This window comes from Azospirillum sp. B510, from assembly GCF_000010725.1.
Classification (GTDB): domain Bacteria; phylum Pseudomonadota; class Alphaproteobacteria; order Azospirillales; family Azospirillaceae; genus Azospirillum; species Azospirillum lipoferum_B.
In genome coordinates, this window is sequence record NC_013854.1 from 2,257,007 (window position 1) to 2,271,694 (window position 14,688).

Here is a 14,688-nt window from a genome sequence, read left to right on the forward strand (position 1 = left end):
CCAGCGGACGGCCCCGGAAAAAAATGAAACTCGGGTGATTGAAAGGACGGACCGGCGCCCCAAGGGGGTGGGGTGGAACCGGTCTGCCACCCGGTCCGCCGATCCGGTCAGGCCGGGTGGCGGACCGTCAGGAAGGCGACGCGGGTGTCGCCATAGCGGCGCTCGTCGAGCGCCGAGACGCCATCCGGCAGGGGCAGCGGGTCGCGGTCGGCGACCTCGACCACCGCGAGCGCACCGTCGGCCAGCCAGCCGGCGCGCAGCAGACCCTCCAGCGCGCGCGGCGCCAGCCCCTGGCCATAGGGCGGGTCGAGGAAGGCCAGTTGGCAGGCACGCGGTGCCGGCGGCGGCCTGGTCGCGTCGGCGCGCAGGATCTGGGCGTTCGTCGTCTCGCGCAGCGCCTCGACATTGGCGCGCACCGCGTCCAGCGCCGGCCGCCCCATGTCGAGGAAGCCGCACCAGGATGCCCCGCGCGACAGGGCCTCCAGCCCCAGCGCGCCGGTGCCGCAAAAGGCGTCGACGACGGCAACGCCCTCGAATTCGGGCGCCCAGTCGGCATGGGCCAGGATGTTGAAGATGGCTTGCCGGGTGCGGTCGGTGGTAGGACGGGTGTCGCGCCCGTCCGGCGCCACCAGAGCGCGGCCGCGGTGCTTACCGCCGACGATCCGCACGCGGGCGCTCCGTCCGTCCGCCGGCCCCGCCGTCCGGCTTGGAACCGGCCGGCTTGGAACCGCCCCGCGATGCCGGGCCATCGCCCTTCGGACCAGCCGGCTTGCCGGAACGGACCGGCTTGGCCGACGCGCCGCCCAGCGTCAGGGTGGCACGGCCGGACGCCCCGCCACGCCGGGCCGGCTTGGCCTCCTCGGTACGGGCGGCCTCGGCCTCGTGCCGCTTGGTGGCGGAACGCGGCACGCGCTTCGGCCCGGCCTTCGCCTCGGCGGCCTCCGTCTTGCCGGCCGAACGGGGGCCGGTGGACGCCTTGGCCCCCGGCGCCTTCGCCGGAGCCGTCTTCACCGCCGCCTCGGCCCGCGCCTTGGCGCGCTGCTTGGTGCCGGACTCGGCCGGCTCCGCCCCTTCGGGCGTGCCGAAGAAGGGGGCGATCTGTTCGCGGACGACGCGCTTCGGCACCTCCTCGACGGCGCCCTCCTCCAGCTTGCCGAGCTGGAAGGGGCCATAGGCGACGCGGATCAACCGGTTCACCTGGAGCCCCAGCGACTCCATCACCTTGCGGATCTCGCGGTTCTTGCCTTCCTTCAGGCTGACCGTCAGCCAGGCGTTGCGGCCCTGGATGCGGTCGAGCACCGCCTCGATCGGGCCGTACTTCACGCCCTCGATGGTCGGGCCCTTCTCCAGCGCCGCCAGTTGCTTCTCGTCGACCTCGCCGAACACGCGCACGCGGTAGCGGCGGGTCCAGCCGGTGGCCGGCAGCTCCAGGAAGCGGGCCAGCTCGCCGTCATTGGTCAGCAGCAGCAACCCTTCGGTCGTCAGGTCGAGGCGGCCGATGGAGACCACGCGCGGCAGATCATCCGGCAGACGGTCGAAGACGGTCTCGCGCCCCTTCTCGTCGCGGGCGGTGGTGACCAGCCCGGACGGCTTGTGATAGCGCCACAGGCGGGCCGGCTCCGGCTCCGGAATCACCTTGCCGTCGACCTGGACGATGTCGCCGGGGCGGACCACGCAGGCGGGGCTGCCGAGCACGCGGCTGTTGACCGCGACGCGGCCCTCGGCGATCCAGCGTTCGGCGTCGCGGCGCGAGCAGAGCCCGGCGCGCGCCAGTCGCTTGGCGATGCGTTCGCCGCCACCAGCAGCAGCGGAGGCGGCGGAATCGGATTTCTTGACGATATCGGAGCGGTCCATGGCCGGACCATAGGGCCTGGACGCGCCGCCCGCAACAGCAGTCCGGCGGAACGGGACCGAATCCGGCGGCGGAATTGGGTTGACGGGCCACGTCGGCGGTTGGCACCCTGCCCGGCCATGCCATCCCCCCGCCCTATGGACCTCGCCTTCGCCGCCGCCGAGGCCGCCGCGGCGCGCGGCGAGGTGCCGGTCGGCGCCGTCATCGTCGATGCGGCGACCGGCACCGTGCTCGCCAGCGCCGGCAACCGCACCGAGGAGCTGTGCGACCCCTCGGCCCATGCCGAGTTGCTGGCGATCCGCGCCGCCTGCGCGGAGCGCCGCCAGCCCCGCCTGCCCGGTTGCGACCTGTATGTGACGCTGGAACCCTGCGCGCTCTGCGCCGCCGCGATCAGCTTCGCCCGGATCCGGCGGGTCTATTACGGCGCCTATGACCCCAAGGGCGGCGCCGTTGATCACGGCCCGCGCTTCTTCACGCAGGCCACCTGCCACCATGCGCCCGAAGTCTACAGCGGCATCGGTGAAACACGCGCCAGCTTGCTGCTGCGGGACTTCTTCCGAAAGCGCCGCTGAGGAAATAATAATGTGTCGTCAATTGAGCAATAATATTATCTCGATACCGGAATGAAATATCTCCGCCATCAATTTCCTGGCGAAGATCAAGCTCATCGCTCACTTCCGAGAAAATGCGTTCACGCAAGTAACCATGCGTATATCGGGTGCAACCTCATCATACCCCGTTAATCATTTGTTTATATCAACTGATTGTATGATACGCTGACAATTGCAAGCCGTCAGGAGTTATGAATGTTCTCGTTCCGCAAGCCGCAGGACAATCAGGCCGTCGAAGAGCTGGCTCTGCTGGGGCGCCATGCGGGCGTCGGGCTGTGGGATGCGATGTTCCACAACGGCGATCCGATGCATGCGCAAAGCCGTTGGCACTGGTCGCCGGAATTCCGCCGTCTGCTCGGCTTCGACCGCGACGACAAGACCGGCTTCCCGGATGTTGTGGGTTCCTGGGCCGACCGGCTGCACCCGGACGACGCCAAGCCGACCTTCGACGCCTTCATGGCCTGCCTCAACGACCGCAGCGGCCGCACCGGCTATGACGTGAATTACCGGCTGAAGGTGAAGGATGGCGGTTACCGCTGGTTCCGCGCCATCGGCGGCGTCGCCCGCGACAACAGCGGCCTTGCCCTGCGCGCCTGCGGATCGCTGATCGACATCGATGCCGAGCGCCGGGAGTTGGAGCGCGCCAAGCTGCTCGACCGTCATGCCGGCGTCGGGTTGTGGGACGCCGTGTTCCACAACGGCGATCCGATGCATGCGCAAAGCCGCTGGCACTGGTCGCCGGAATTCCGCCGTCTGCTCGGCTTCGACCGTGACGACAAGACCGGCTTCCCGGATGTGGTGGGCTCCTGGGCCGACCGGCTGCACCGGGACGATGCCCAGCGCACCTTCGACGCCTTCATGGCCTGCCTGAACGACCGCAGTGGCCGCACCGGCTATGATGTCGATTACCGGCTGAAGATGAAGGACGGCGGTTACCGCTGGTTCCGCGCCATCGGCGGCGTCGCCCGCGACAATACCGGGCTGGCGATGCGCGCCTGCGGATCGCTGATCGACATCGACGGGCAGAAAGTCGCCGAACTGCGGCAGGTGGAGATGGACGGCGAGCGCCGCCGGACCGTCGTCACCCTCGCCCAGACCCTGGACAGCGAAGTCGGCACCGCCGCCGACCGCGCCACCGCCAACGCCCAGACCGTCGCCGCCGCGACGGAGGAGCTGTCGGCCTCGATCTCCGACATCAGCACCCGCGCCAACGAGGCGTCCGGCGCCTCGCTGAAGGCGTCGGAGGAGGCGAGCCGCACCAACGCCGCGGTGGAGGCCCTGGTCAGCTCGGCCGAACGCATCGGCGCCATCACCAAGCTGATCAACTCCATCGCCAGCCAGACCAACCTGCTGGCCCTGAACGCGACCATCGAGGCCGCCCGCGCCGGCGAGGCGGGCCGCGGCTTCGCCGTGGTGGCGAACGAGGTGAAGTCGCTGGCCCAGCAGAGCGGCAGCGCCGCCGACGACATCGCGGCCCAGATCGCCTCGGTGCAGCAGGAGGCCCTGCACGCGGTCGACGCCATCCGCCGGATCGGCGCCATCGTGACCAACGTCCAGCAGATCTCCACCACCATCGCCGCCGCAGTGTCGCAGCAGGAATCGGCGACCAAGGAGATCGCCCACAGCGTCGCCCGCGTGGTCCGTGACATCGAGATGGTGTCGCGGAACATCACGACCGCGTCGGAACGGCTGCGGGCCTGACGTCGCCCCTGGCGCAAACTGAAACGCACGGAGACGATCCACCGTCTCCGTGCGCTCTGGATTGCGTGCGGCGTCTCAGGCCGCCTGGATTTTGGCGATGAAGCCTTCGATCTCCTCGCGCAGGGTCTGGGCCTGACGCGACAGCGCCTCCGACGCCCCCAGCACCTGGGTGGCGGCGGCGCCGGTCTCCGACGCCGCCCGCGTCACATGCGCCACCGAATCGCCGACCTCCTCCGTCCCCTGGACGGCCTGCTGGGCATTGCGCGAAATCTCGCCTGTCGTCGCGGTCTGTTCCTCGATGGCGGCGGCGATGATGGAGGCGCCCTCGTTGATGCTGCCGATGGTCCGGCCGATCTCGTCGATGGCGCCGACCGTTCCCTGGGTCGCCCCCTGGATGCCGGCGATCTGGCCGGCGATCTCCTCCGTCGCCTTGGCGGTCTGGTTGGCGAGAGTCTTCACCTCGCCGGCGACGACGGCGAAGCCCTTGCCGGCCTCGCCGGCACGGGCGGCCTCGATGGTGGCGTTCAAGGCCAGCAGATTGGTCTGGCTGGCGATGTCCTGGATCAGCCGGACCACGTCGCCGATCCGCCCCGCCGCTTCGGCCAGGCTGCGCACCGAAACCGTCGTGTCCTCCGCCTGCCGCGCCGCAGTCGATGCGATCCGGTTGGACGAGGCGACCTGCCGGCTGATCTCGCCGATGGAGGCCACCATCTGCTCGGTCGCGACCGCCACCGACTGCACATTGCCCAGGGTCCGCTCGGCCGCCGACGACGAGGCCGATGCCTGGCCCCTGGTCTGCTCCGCCAGCGCCACCATGCCCTTGGCCGTGCGGCCGAACTCCGTCGACGCCCGACCGACATCGGCGAGCAGGTCCGACACGCCGCGCTTGAAATCGGCGACATGCCGCTCGATCAGCCGGCGCCGCCCCTCCCTGTGTTCCGCCTCGGCCAGCTTCTCCGCCTCCAGCCCCCGCTTGGCGATGGCGGCGTCCTTCAAGATCTGCAACGCCTGGGCCATTCGGCCGATCTCGTCGCGCCGGCCATACCCGACGATCTCGACGCCGGTGTCGTCCTTCGCCAGTCGCTGCATGGCGTCGCACAACCGCGCCATCGGCGACGAGACCCCGGTCCTCATCAGGAACAGGGCGATCGCGAAGCAGAACAGCAGCCCGGCGCCGCCGGCCACCACGCTCCACCACCAGGCCGAGGCATAGCGATCCGCCGCATGGTTGACGGCGTCCCTCATCGCCTCGTCCCCCTTGGCGATCAGCGCCCGCACCTGTTCGCGGACATCGGCATAGGCCGGCTCGAAGCGCCGGCGCATCAGGTCGGTGGAGCGCGCGTCGTCATTGGCCTTCGCCGCCTGCATGATCTCCGGCAAAACCTCGCGGATCGCCTGGAACGTCTGACGGACCCGTTGCAGCTCGGGGGCCAGCGCCGGCAGCGCCGCCTCGGTCCGCCCGACACGGTCGAGATAGTTGCGCTCCTCCTCCACGACCGCCTCGGCGATCTTGGCGATCTGCGCCGGATCATTCTCCGTGATCGCCCGGTAGGTGACGCGGCCCAGCGCGTTGAGCGAGGAGTTGGTGCGCGACAGCCATTTCACCGCCTCCGCCTCGTGCATGACGATGCCGCGGTAATGGGTGTCCAGCCCGCCCATCGAGGTGACGGCGTTCATCGTCAACCCGACCGCCAGCAGCCCCATCAGCAACAGAACCAGCAGGACCTTCGATGTGATGGCGAGATCGTCGAAATGCTTCATGCATGCCTCCCCAGTCGCGCCGCCGGAGCCGGCGGCCGGCGGATAGCCTGTCCCCCGAAAGCCGCTCCATTTCCCAAGAATGCGCACATTCAAAAAAACAACACGCAATCATTCCTGAAGAATGATGACATCGTCATTTCAACGCTTCAATCAGGGGCGCCCCCCGTGTCCCCACGATATCACGCGCATCTTGGAAGGTTGTTTTCACACGGCCTTTCGGAACAATAACGCTGGCCGACTCCAATTCCATCACCGCCCCCACGACAAGGAGCATTCATGAAGGTCGCGGGATGGCGGGCAAAAAGAAAGGGCCGCCGGCTTTCGCCGGCGGCCCCCGCAAGATGAGGGCCGGTCCCGCAGGGCCGGCCATTCGAACAATGTCCTGACCTATCGAGCCGTCGCTCAGCGCCCCACCGCCCGCCAGCCGATATCGCGGCGGCAGAAGCCGTCCGGCCAGTCCAGCGCGTCCACCGCCTTGTAGGCCGCCGCCTGAGCCTCGGCCACCGTCGGCGCCAGCGCGGTGACGCCCAGCACCCGGCCGCCGACCGACAGCACCCGGCCATCCTCGGCCCGTTTGGTCCCGGCATGGAACACGGTCACGCCGTCGACGGCGCCGGCCGTGTCCAGCCCGCGGATCTCGGTGTTTTTCGCGTAATCCCCCGGATAGCCGTTGGCCGCCATCACCACGCACAGCGCGGTCTGGTCGTGCCAGCGCAGGTCGATGCCGTCCAGCACGCCATCGGCCGCCGCGACCAGCGCCGCCAGCGCGTCGGACTTCAGCCGCATCATCAGCGTCTGGCATTCCGGGTCGCCGAAGCGGACGTTGAATTCCAGCGTCTTCGGCACCGGGCCGTCCGGCGTCGCCATGATCATCAGGCCGGCGAACAGCACGCCCTTGAACGGCTTGCCTTCCGCCGCCATGCCCTTGACCGTCGGCAGGATGATCTCGCGCATCACGCGCTCTTGCAGATCCGGCGTCAGCACCGGGGCCGGGGAATAGGCGCCCATGCCGCCGGTGTTGGGGCCGGTGTCGCCATCGCCCACCGCCTTGTGGTCCTGGGCCGATGCCAGCGGCAGCGCGTTCTCACCGTCGCACAGCGCGAAGAAGCTGACCTCCTCGCCGTCCAGGAACTCCTCGACCACCACCTCGGCCCCGGCGGCGCCGAAACGGCCGCCGACCAGCGCGTCGTCGATGGCCTCGAACGCCTCCCGCTCGCTGCGGGCGACGGTGACGCCCTTGCCGGCGGCCAGCCCGTCGGTCTTCACCACGATGGGGGCGCCATGCTTGCGGACATAGGCCTTGGCGGCGTCCGGATCCTTGAAGCGCTCGTAGAAGGCGGTGGGCACCCCGTATTTCGCCAGGATGTCCTTCATGAAGCCCTTGGAGCCCTCCAGCTCGGCCGCCGCCGCGTTCGGCCCGAAGGCCTTGACGCCCAGCGCCGTCAGCCGGTCGACCAGCCCCAGCACCAGCGCGCCTTCCGGACCGACCACGACGAAGTCGATGGCGGTTTCCTGGACGAAGCGCACCAGCGCCTCGACATCCTCCGACCCGATGGGGACCAGGGTGGCGACGTCGGCAATGCCGGCGTTGCCGGGCGCGCAATAGAGCGCATCGCACAGCGGCGACCGGGAAATGGCCCAGCAGAGCGCATGCTCACGTCCGCCCGATCCGACGACGAGGACTTTCATGGGATGGCGCTCCTTCCGCCTTGTTGCGATCCGCGCGCCTTGTATCATGGCGGCGCCCCAACTCAAGAGCGCCATGACGTCCGACACCGCACATCTGATCGCCCCGGAACCGCGCCCCGGCTCCAATCTTCCGGAATTCACCGTCGGCGATCTCGCCCGCCGGCTGAAGCGCAGCATCGAGGAGGAATTCGGCTTCGTCCGCGTCCGCGGCGAGATCAGCCAGCCGAAGAAGCACAGCTCCGGCCACTGCTACATGCGCCTGAAGGACGACACCGCGGTGATCGAGGCGGTGTGCTGGCGCGGCACCATGGCGAAGCTGGCCATCCGGCCGGAGGAAGGGCTGGAGGTCATCGTCACCGGGCGGATGACGACCTATCCAGGCCGCTCGCAATACCAGCTGATCGTCGAATCGATGGAGCTGGCCGGCGAAGGCGCCCTGCTGAAGATGCTGGAGGAGCGCAAGCGCCGGCTGACGGCGGAAGGGTTGTTCGATCCCGCCCGCAAGAAGCCCATCCCCTTCCTGCCCGACGTGATCGGCGTCGTCACCTCCCCCACCGGGGCGGTGATCCGCGACATCCTGCACCGGCTGAACGACCGTTTCCCCCGCCATGTCCTGCTGTGGCCGGTCGCGGTGCAGGGCGAGCGGGCGGCGGCCGAGGTGACGGCGGCCATCGAGGGCTTCAACCGCATCCAGCCGGGCGGTCCGCAGGGAAGCCGGGTGCCGCGCCCCGACCTGATCATCGTGGCGCGCGGCGGCGGCTCGCTGGAGGACCTGATGGCCTTCAACGAGGAGAGCGTCGTCCGCGCCGCCGCCGCCAGCGCCATCCCGCTGATCTCCGCCGTCGGGCACGAGACCGACACCACGCTGATCGACTTCGCGTCGGACCTGCGCGCCCCCACTCCGACCGCCGCCGCCGAGATGGCGGTGCCGGTGCGCGGCGAATTGCTGGCCCAGATCCTGGATGACGAGCGCCGCCTCATCGCCTGCGCGTCGCGCGCGGTGGCCGACCGCCGCAACCGGGTGGAGGGGCTGGCGCGCGGCCTCGGCGATCCCCGCGCCCTGCTGGAGGGTCATGCCCAGCGCCTCGACGACCGGGCGGAGCGGTTGAATCTCGCCGCCTCGGCCCTGCTGGAGCGGCGGCGCACCCGCGTCGGCGAGCTGGCCGCCAAACTGCGCCACCCGCGCGAGAAGCTGGCCCAGGCCGGTCAGAGGCTGGCGTCGGAAAGCCGCGCCCTCGACTCAGCGCTGCGCCATGCGGTGACCACCGCCGGCGGCCGGTTCGAGCGTGTCGCCGGCCGGCTGTCGCCGACCCCGGCGCGGGCGATGCTGGCCGAGGGCGAACGCCGCGTCGCCGATCTGGCGCCGCGCCTCGACCGCAGCCATGCCAAGGGAGTCGCCGACAAGGCGGCGGCGCTGGCATCGCTCGGCCAACTGCTGGAGAGCTACAGCTACAAGGGCGTGCTGGCCCGTGGCTTCGCCCTGATCGAGGACCGCGACGGCCGCCCGGTGACCGGCGCCGATCAGGCGACGCCGGGTCTGGCGGTCACCATCGTCTTCGCCGACGACGCCAAGGTCGCGGCAACCATCGACGGCGGGGCGCCGAAGCCGGAGAGCAAGCCCGAGAAGAAGGCGGAACCGAGGAAGCCGCGGCCGATTCCGGTGCAGGGCAGCCTGTTCTGACCGGCCCCGGCGCGGCCGGCTCTATCCGCCCACCGGCCCGCCGACCAGACCGCCCGCCAGCCGGTCGAGCCGTTGCCGCGCCAACCGCAGCGGCTCGCTCCAATCCTTCGGCGCCGGTTGGCGGCACAAGGTGACGGTCGGATACCAGGGGGTATCCGGGCGCTCGCGCAGCCAGCGCCATTCGGCGGCGTGGGGCAGCAGCGCGCAGGTCGGACGCCCCAGCGCCCCGGCCAGATGAACGGTGACATTGTCGATGGTGACGACGAGATCGGTGGCCGCCGCCGCCGCCGCCAGACCGTCGAGATCGTTCCAGCGATCGAGGCCGGGCGGCACGCCGATGTCGACGCCCTCCGCCGCCAGGGCGGCGATCTCCCGGTCCCAGTCGCCATATTGCAGGACGACGAGGCGGACGCCGGGCCGGTGGAGCGCATGCGCCAGCTCGCGCAACGGGATGTTGCGGCTGCGCCCGTATTTGGGATTGCCCGTGTGCCAGGCGATGCCGACGGCCAGGGCGCCGGGCGGGATCGCCGCGCGGAACCCCGCGACCCTGGCCGGATCGGGGACAAGATAAGGGGCGGCGGAGCGCGGGACGCCATCGGCGCCCGCCAGCAGGCGCGGCAGGCTCCCCGCCGGTATTTGCGCCGCGATCGGCGCCGGCGCCGGCGCCAGGGCCGGGTCGACACGCCGGGGCGCGATGTCCGGCTGTGTCAGGCGCGGGTCCGGGGGCCAGTCCCGCGCGACCACCTCCACCTCCGGCAGCGAGCGCGCGAACAGCGGAACCAGCCTCGGTTCGCATTCCAACAGACAACGCACGCCCGCCCGGACCAGCAGCGGCAGCAGAGCGGCGAAATGAATCTCGTCACCCACCCCCTGCTCACCCCAGACGAGCAGCCGGTCCCCGCCGAGCGGCTGGCCCGTCCACAGCGGTTGCGGGAAGCGGCCGGCGGCGAGCGACCAGGGCGGCACCGTCCAGCGCTCCTCCCAGGCCGCCCACCCCTCCGCGAAGCGGCCCAGGCTCAGCAGAGCCAGGGCGCGGATCATCCGGGCATCCCCCAGACCGGGATCGAGCGCCAGCGCCGCCCGCGCATGGCCCAGGGCATCGTCCGACCGGTCCATGAGCAGCAGCGTATCGGCCAGATTGTTGTGGATGCCGGCCTCGTCCGGCTTCAGCGCCGCCGCCCGGTGCTGGCTGGTCAGCGCGGCGTCCAGCTCGCCCAGCCCCTTCAGGACATTCGAGCGGTTGTTCCACAGCTCGGCCACCGCCGGATCGACGGCAAGGCCGGCCTCGTAGGCCCGGCGGGCCTCCACCAGCCGCCCGGCCTCATTGTGCAGTCTGCCGGCCCCATTCCAGACGCCATGATGCAGCGGGTCGAGACGCAGGGCGCGACGGAGCATCCGCCCCGCCTCCTCCCGCGCCGCCCCCTCCCGCCGCGACAGCCATTCCCCCAGCAGCCGCGGCAACTCGGCGTCGCCGGGGTTCAGCAACAGGGCGATGCGACGCTCGGCCTCGGCCTCCGCAAGGCGGCCGTCGGCGCTCAACGCCACCGCCAGATTGCAGCGCAGCGCGATGGCGAGCGGCTGGAACCCGACGGCGAGCCGGAGCGCCCGAACCGCCTCGCCGGGCCAACCCGCCTCCAGGCACCGCGTCGCGAAGCCGTTGAGCTGGACGACGCGGTCGGGATCGAGGCCGACGGCGCGGACCATCGCGTCCAGCGCCTCGCCGCGCCTGCCCAGCGCCTCCAGCAGGCTGGCGAGGTTGACGTGGAAATCGGGCTGCGTCCCATCCCCGGCGATCGCCTGCCGGATCAGCGCGCAGCCCTCCTCCAGCCTGCCGCTCTGCCCCAGCAGGACGCCGCGCAGGTGGAGCGCCATGGCATGACCGGGAACCGCGTCCAGAATCCGGCGATAGATGCCGTCCGCCTCGTCGAGACGCCCATCCTGGTGAAGGTCGAAGGCGATGAGCAGAGCTTCCTGAACCGTCGCCACGACCGTCTCCGTCCCAAATCCGTCCGCCCGCCGCCGCCGGCCGGGTCACACCGACCCGGCGAAGCTCCAGCGCAGGGTCTCCCCGCCGCGGAACGGTAGCACGGCGTCGCCCTCGCTCACCAGGATCAGGTCGGGGGCGACCGCCGGGCGGCGCTCCAGCGCCACCTGCTCCTCGCTGACCGGCAGGTTGTAGAAACGCGGGCCGTTGAGGCTGGCGAAGGCCTCCAGCCTGTCGAGAGCGCCGGCTTCCTCGAAGGCTTCAGCATAGAGTTCCAGCGCGTTGGCGGCGGTGAAGCAGCCGGCGCAGCCGCAGGCCGATTCCTTGGCCGTCACCGTGTGCGGGGCGGTATCGGTGCCGAGGAAGAACGGCCCCTCGCCGCTGGTCGCCGCCTCGAGCAGCGCCAGCCGGTGGGTCTCGCGCTTGGCGATCGGCAGGCAATAGAGATGCGGGCGGATGCCGCCCTGGAAGATGTGGCTGCGGTTGATCAGCAGATGGTGCGCGGTGATGGTGGCGCCGATCCGACCGCTGGCGGCGTGGGCGCGGACGAACCGCACGGCCTCGGCGGTCGTCACATGCTCCAGCACCACGCGCAGGGTGGGATGGCGCTCCAGCAGCGGGGCCAGGACGCGGTCGATGAACACCGCCTCGCGGTCGAAGATGTCGACCGACTGGTCGGTCACCTCGCCATGGATCAGCAGCGGCATGCCGATCTCCGCCATGCGCTCCAGCACCGGGGCGAGGCGGGCGATGTCGGTGACGCCATGGGCGCTGTTGGTGGTGGCGTTGGCGGGATAGAGCTTGGCGGCGGCGAACACCCCGTCCCTGAAGCCCTGGGCCAGATCGGCGGCGTCGGTGCCGTCGGTCAGATAGGCCACCATCAGCGGGGTGAAGGCCACACCGTCCGGCAGGGCGTCCAGGATGCGCCGGCGATAGGCGACGGCATCGGCGGAAGTGGCCACCGGCGGCTTCAGGTTGGGCATGACGATGGCGCGGCCGAACTGGCGGGCGGTGAAGGGCAGGACCGCCTTCAGCATGGCGCCGTCGCGCAGATGGACATGCCAGTCGTCGGGACGGCGGATGACAAGGCGTTCGTTCGGCATGGATCGGGTCCGGCGCTGCTGTCGAGGGGGCGGTGGGCTTGGACGACGTTCTATCGCCATCGCCGCGCCATCTCAACAGAGGCGGTCCCCAAGGATCGAAGGAGCAGGGCGGAACCGGCCGCCCCACCCGCCGGCCGGCGTTGGCGGGCGGGGTGGCCGTTCCGGAGCCGCGTTACTGGATGGTGGTCGAGGTCTTCAGGCCAAGGATGCCATCGATCTTCGCGGCCTGCTCCGCCGTCACCGGCTTGCCGCCGATGCTGGCGAGCTGCTGGCGGGCCTCGGCGACGGCCTTGTCGCGGGCGGCGCCGTCCTTCAGGGCGTGGGCGGCCAGCATCTGCTCGTGATACTTGCCGAGCTGGGCCGACAGCTGCTCCGACGGCTTGGCGCCCAGCTCCTTGGCGACGGCCTCGGCCTGGGTCTTGGTCACTTCGACCTTGGCGGTCGACGCGACCTGCTCATGCTTGGTCTTGCCGGCCTCGGCCTTCACGGCGTCGGGCTTGGCTGCTTCGGTCTTGGTGGCCTCGCTCTTGGTGACGGCCTTCTGGTCGAGCTTCGGGGCCGTGGTGGCGGAGTCGGTCGTCGCGGCGGGGGCCGGCGTGGCCGGGGCGGCCGGAGCGACCGTCGCCGCACCCGCGCTCAGCACGGGGGCCGTCGCCATCAGGGCGACAAACGCAAAGGTCGAAACGGACGAACGGATACGCGACCCAAAGACGGTGCCGGACATTTGTGTTCTCCATTTTGATGAGCGATCCTCGCTGCGGGATCGTGCTTAGATAAACGTGGCTGGCGGCGCTTCATTCCACGCCCTTCCGAAAAAATTCGCGGGGCATCGAAAATTTTTCCGCCGGCTTTTTTGGGCGCAGGTGACGGGGCCGGCGAAAGGGGCTAGAAAACCCACGCTTTTCCTATCCAAGCGCGGACCTTCTCCGATGAGCCTGATCACCCCCCGCACCCCGCCCGGAACGATGGAGCTGCTGCCGCGCCAGCAGGTGGCCTTCCAGCGCATGCTGGACACCATCCGCCGCGGCTATGAGCGGTTCGGCTTCGTCCCCGTCGAAACCCCGGTGTTCGAGACGGTGGACACGCTGCTGACCAAGTCGGGCGGCGAGACGGAGAAGCAGGTCTATTTCGTCCAGTCGACCGGCGCCATCCAGCAGGGCAACAAGCCGGAGCTGGCCCTGCGCTTCGACCTGACCGTGCCGCTGGCCCGCTATGTGGCGGAGCATGAGCGCGACCTCGCCTTCCCCTTCCGCCGCTACCAGATCCAGCGGGTCTATCGCGGCGAGCGGGCGCAGCGCGGGCGCTTCCGCGAATTCTACCAGTGCGACATCGACGTCATCGGCAAGGACGGCCTGTCCGCCCATTACGACGCCGAGATCCCGGCGGTGATCCACCATGTCTTCAGCGAGCTGGATTTCGGCGGCTTCACCATCAACGTGAACAACCGCAAGATCCTGCTGGGCCTGCTCGACGGGCTGGGCGTCGCCGACGCCGACACCCGCGTGCTGGTGCTGCGCGAGATCGACAAGCTGGACAAGATCGGCCAGGACAAGGTGCGCGCCAGCCTGCTCGGCCTCGGCGTGACCGGGCAGGCCGCCGATACCATCCTGTCACTGATCGACATGAAGGGCACCAATGCCGAGACGCTGGCGGCACTCGGCGCGCTCGACATCGAGAACGCGCTCTTCCGCGAGGGTGTCGGCGAGCTGACCACCGTCATCGAGGGGCTGAACGCCTTCCAGGTGCCGGAGGGGACGGTGCGCATCAACCTCGCCATCGCGCGCGGCCTCGACTACTACACCGGCACCGTCTACGAGACCTTCCTGAACGACCATCCCGGCATCGGCTCGGTCTGCTCGGGCGGGCGCTACGAGAATCTCGCCAGCCACTACACCAAGTCGAAGCTGCCGGGTGTGGGCATCTCGATCGGCGCCACCCGCCTGTTCTACCAGTTGATGGAGGCCGGCCTGATCAAGGACGCCGCCCCCACCGCCCAGATTCTGGTGACGCAGATGGACCCGGCCCTGTCCGCCGATTATTTCCGCATGGCCAGCGAGCTGCGCGCCGCCGGCATCAACACGGAAATCCAGCTCGACGGCGGCAAGATCGCCAAGCAGATGAAATACGCCGACCGCGCCGGCATTCCGGTGGTGCTGCTGATGGGCTCCGACGAGAAGGCGCGCGGCACCGCGACGCTGAAGCATCTGGTCAAGGGCGAGCAGGTCGAGGTCCCGCTGGCCGAGCTGGCGGCGCGGGCGAAGGCGCTGCTGGAGGGGTGACGACCGCATGAACGCCTACCCCGCCGC

The 14,688-nt window shown here is 70.1% G+C and carries 11 protein-coding genes; 4 read left to right on the forward strand and 7 right to left on the reverse strand.

The features are described from left to right. Window positions 1-107: 107 nt before the first annotated feature. Together rsmD and AZL_RS10445 are read right to left on the reverse strand one after the other, a co-directional pair. Entirely contained in the window at window positions 108-668 is a 561-nt protein-coding gene (gene rsmD, locus AZL_RS10440; RefSeq protein WP_012974589.1) for a 16S rRNA (guanine(966)-N(2))-methyltransferase RsmD, read from the reverse strand. Next, entirely contained in the window at window positions 649-1,854 is a 1,206-nt protein-coding gene (locus AZL_RS10445) for a pseudouridine synthase (RefSeq protein WP_012974590.1), read from the reverse strand. Before AZL_RS10445 ends, rsmD begins: the two co-directional genes overlap by 20 nt. Window positions 1,855-1,971: 117 nt before the next feature. Between AZL_RS10445 and AZL_RS10450 the strand changes: the two genes are divergently transcribed. Together AZL_RS10450 and AZL_RS10455 are read left to right on the forward strand one after the other, a co-directional pair. Then, the gene (locus tag AZL_RS10450; protein ID WP_012974591.1) at window positions 1,972-2,424 is read left to right on the forward strand and encodes a nucleoside deaminase; all 453 of its coding nucleotides are present in this window, start codon (window positions 1,972-1,974) and stop codon (window positions 2,422-2,424) included. A gap of 234 nt (window positions 2,425-2,658) precedes the next feature. Continuing rightward, window positions 2,659-4,164: a methyl-accepting chemotaxis protein gene (locus tag AZL_RS10455; protein WP_012974592.1), complete on the forward strand. Its 1,506-nt coding sequence runs from the start codon at window positions 2,659-2,661 to the stop codon at window positions 4,162-4,164. A 75-nt stretch (window positions 4,165-4,239) separates the two neighbouring features. Here the strand turns inward: AZL_RS10455 and AZL_RS10460 are convergent, their stop codons facing one another. Both AZL_RS10460 and purD read right to left on the reverse strand, forming a co-directional pair. Then, the gene (locus AZL_RS10460) at window positions 4,240-5,925 is read right to left on the reverse strand and encodes a methyl-accepting chemotaxis protein (protein ID WP_012974593.1); all 1,686 of its coding nucleotides are present in this window, start codon (window positions 5,923-5,925) and stop codon (window positions 4,240-4,242) included. 402 nt (window positions 5,926-6,327) lie between these two features. Next, entirely contained in the window at window positions 6,328-7,614 is a 1,287-nt protein-coding gene (purD, locus tag AZL_RS10465; RefSeq protein WP_012974594.1) for a phosphoribosylamine--glycine ligase, read from the reverse strand. A 73-nt stretch (window positions 7,615-7,687) separates the two neighbouring features. Here purD and xseA point away from each other — a divergent pair, with 73 nt between their 5' ends. After that, window positions 7,688-9,295 (forward strand): exodeoxyribonuclease VII large subunit, encoded by a 1,608-nt coding sequence (gene xseA / locus AZL_RS10470; RefSeq protein ID WP_148219289.1) that lies wholly within the window; start codon window positions 7,688-7,690, stop codon window positions 9,293-9,295. A 21-nt stretch (window positions 9,296-9,316) separates the two neighbouring features. On the opposite strand, the gene AZL_RS10475 is transcribed toward xseA, so the two are convergent. The 3 genes from AZL_RS10475 to AZL_RS10485 all read right to left on the reverse strand — a co-directional run bounded on the left by AZL_RS10475 (window position 9,317) and on the right by AZL_RS10485 (window position 13,040). Then, complete coding sequence (locus AZL_RS10475) at window positions 9,317-11,281, reverse strand: tetratricopeptide repeat protein (protein ID WP_012974596.1); 1,965 nt, start codon at window positions 11,279-11,281, stop codon at window positions 9,317-9,319. A gap of 45 nt (window positions 11,282-11,326) precedes the next feature. After that, window positions 11,327-12,382, reverse strand: coding sequence for a dihydroorotase (pyrC, locus tag AZL_RS10480; RefSeq protein WP_042442968.1), 1,056 nt, complete (start codon window positions 12,380-12,382; stop codon window positions 11,327-11,329). Between the two features lie 172 nt (window positions 12,383-12,554). Then, on the reverse strand, window positions 12,555-13,040 hold the full coding sequence (locus tag AZL_RS10485; RefSeq protein ID WP_247894191.1) for a hypothetical protein: 486 nt from the start codon (window positions 13,038-13,040) through the stop codon (window positions 12,555-12,557). 271 nt (window positions 13,041-13,311) lie between these two features. Between AZL_RS10485 and hisS the strand changes: the two genes are divergently transcribed. Next, window positions 13,312-14,661 (forward strand): histidine--tRNA ligase, encoded by a 1,350-nt coding sequence (gene hisS, locus AZL_RS10490; protein WP_012974599.1) that lies wholly within the window; start codon window positions 13,312-13,314, stop codon window positions 14,659-14,661. Window positions 14,662-14,688: the final 27 nt, after the last annotated feature.

Excerpts from the sequence above, each read along its gene's own strand:
- AZL_RS10445 (WP_012974590.1), bottom strand. The coding sequence starts at position 1,854 with ATGGACCGCTCCGATATCGTCAAGAAATCCGATTCCGCCGCCTCCGCT.
- AZL_RS10450 (WP_012974591.1), top strand. The coding sequence starts at position 1,972 with ATGCCATCCCCCCGCCCTATGGACCTCGCCTTCGCCGCCGCCGAGGCC.
- AZL_RS10455 (WP_012974592.1), top strand. The coding sequence starts at position 2,659 with ATGTTCTCGTTCCGCAAGCCGCAGGACAATCAGGCCGTCGAAGAGCTG.
- AZL_RS10460 (WP_012974593.1), bottom strand. The coding sequence starts at position 5,925 with ATGAAGCATTTCGACGATCTCGCCATCACATCGAAGGTCCTGCTGGTT.
- purD (WP_012974594.1), bottom strand. The coding sequence starts at position 7,614 with ATGAAAGTCCTCGTCGTCGGATCGGGCGGACGTGAGCATGCGCTCTGC.
- xseA (WP_148219289.1), top strand. The coding sequence starts at position 7,688 with ATGACGTCCGACACCGCACATCTGATCGCCCCGGAACCGCGCCCCGGC.
- pyrC (WP_042442968.1), bottom strand. The coding sequence starts at position 12,382 with ATGCCGAACGAACGCCTTGTCATCCGCCGTCCCGACGACTGGCATGTC.
- AZL_RS10485 (WP_247894191.1), bottom strand. The coding sequence starts at position 13,040 with ATGGCGACGGCCCCCGTGCTGAGCGCGGGTGCGGCGACGGTCGCTCCG.
- hisS (WP_012974599.1), top strand. The coding sequence starts at position 13,312 with ATGAGCCTGATCACCCCCCGCACCCCGCCCGGAACGATGGAGCTGCTG.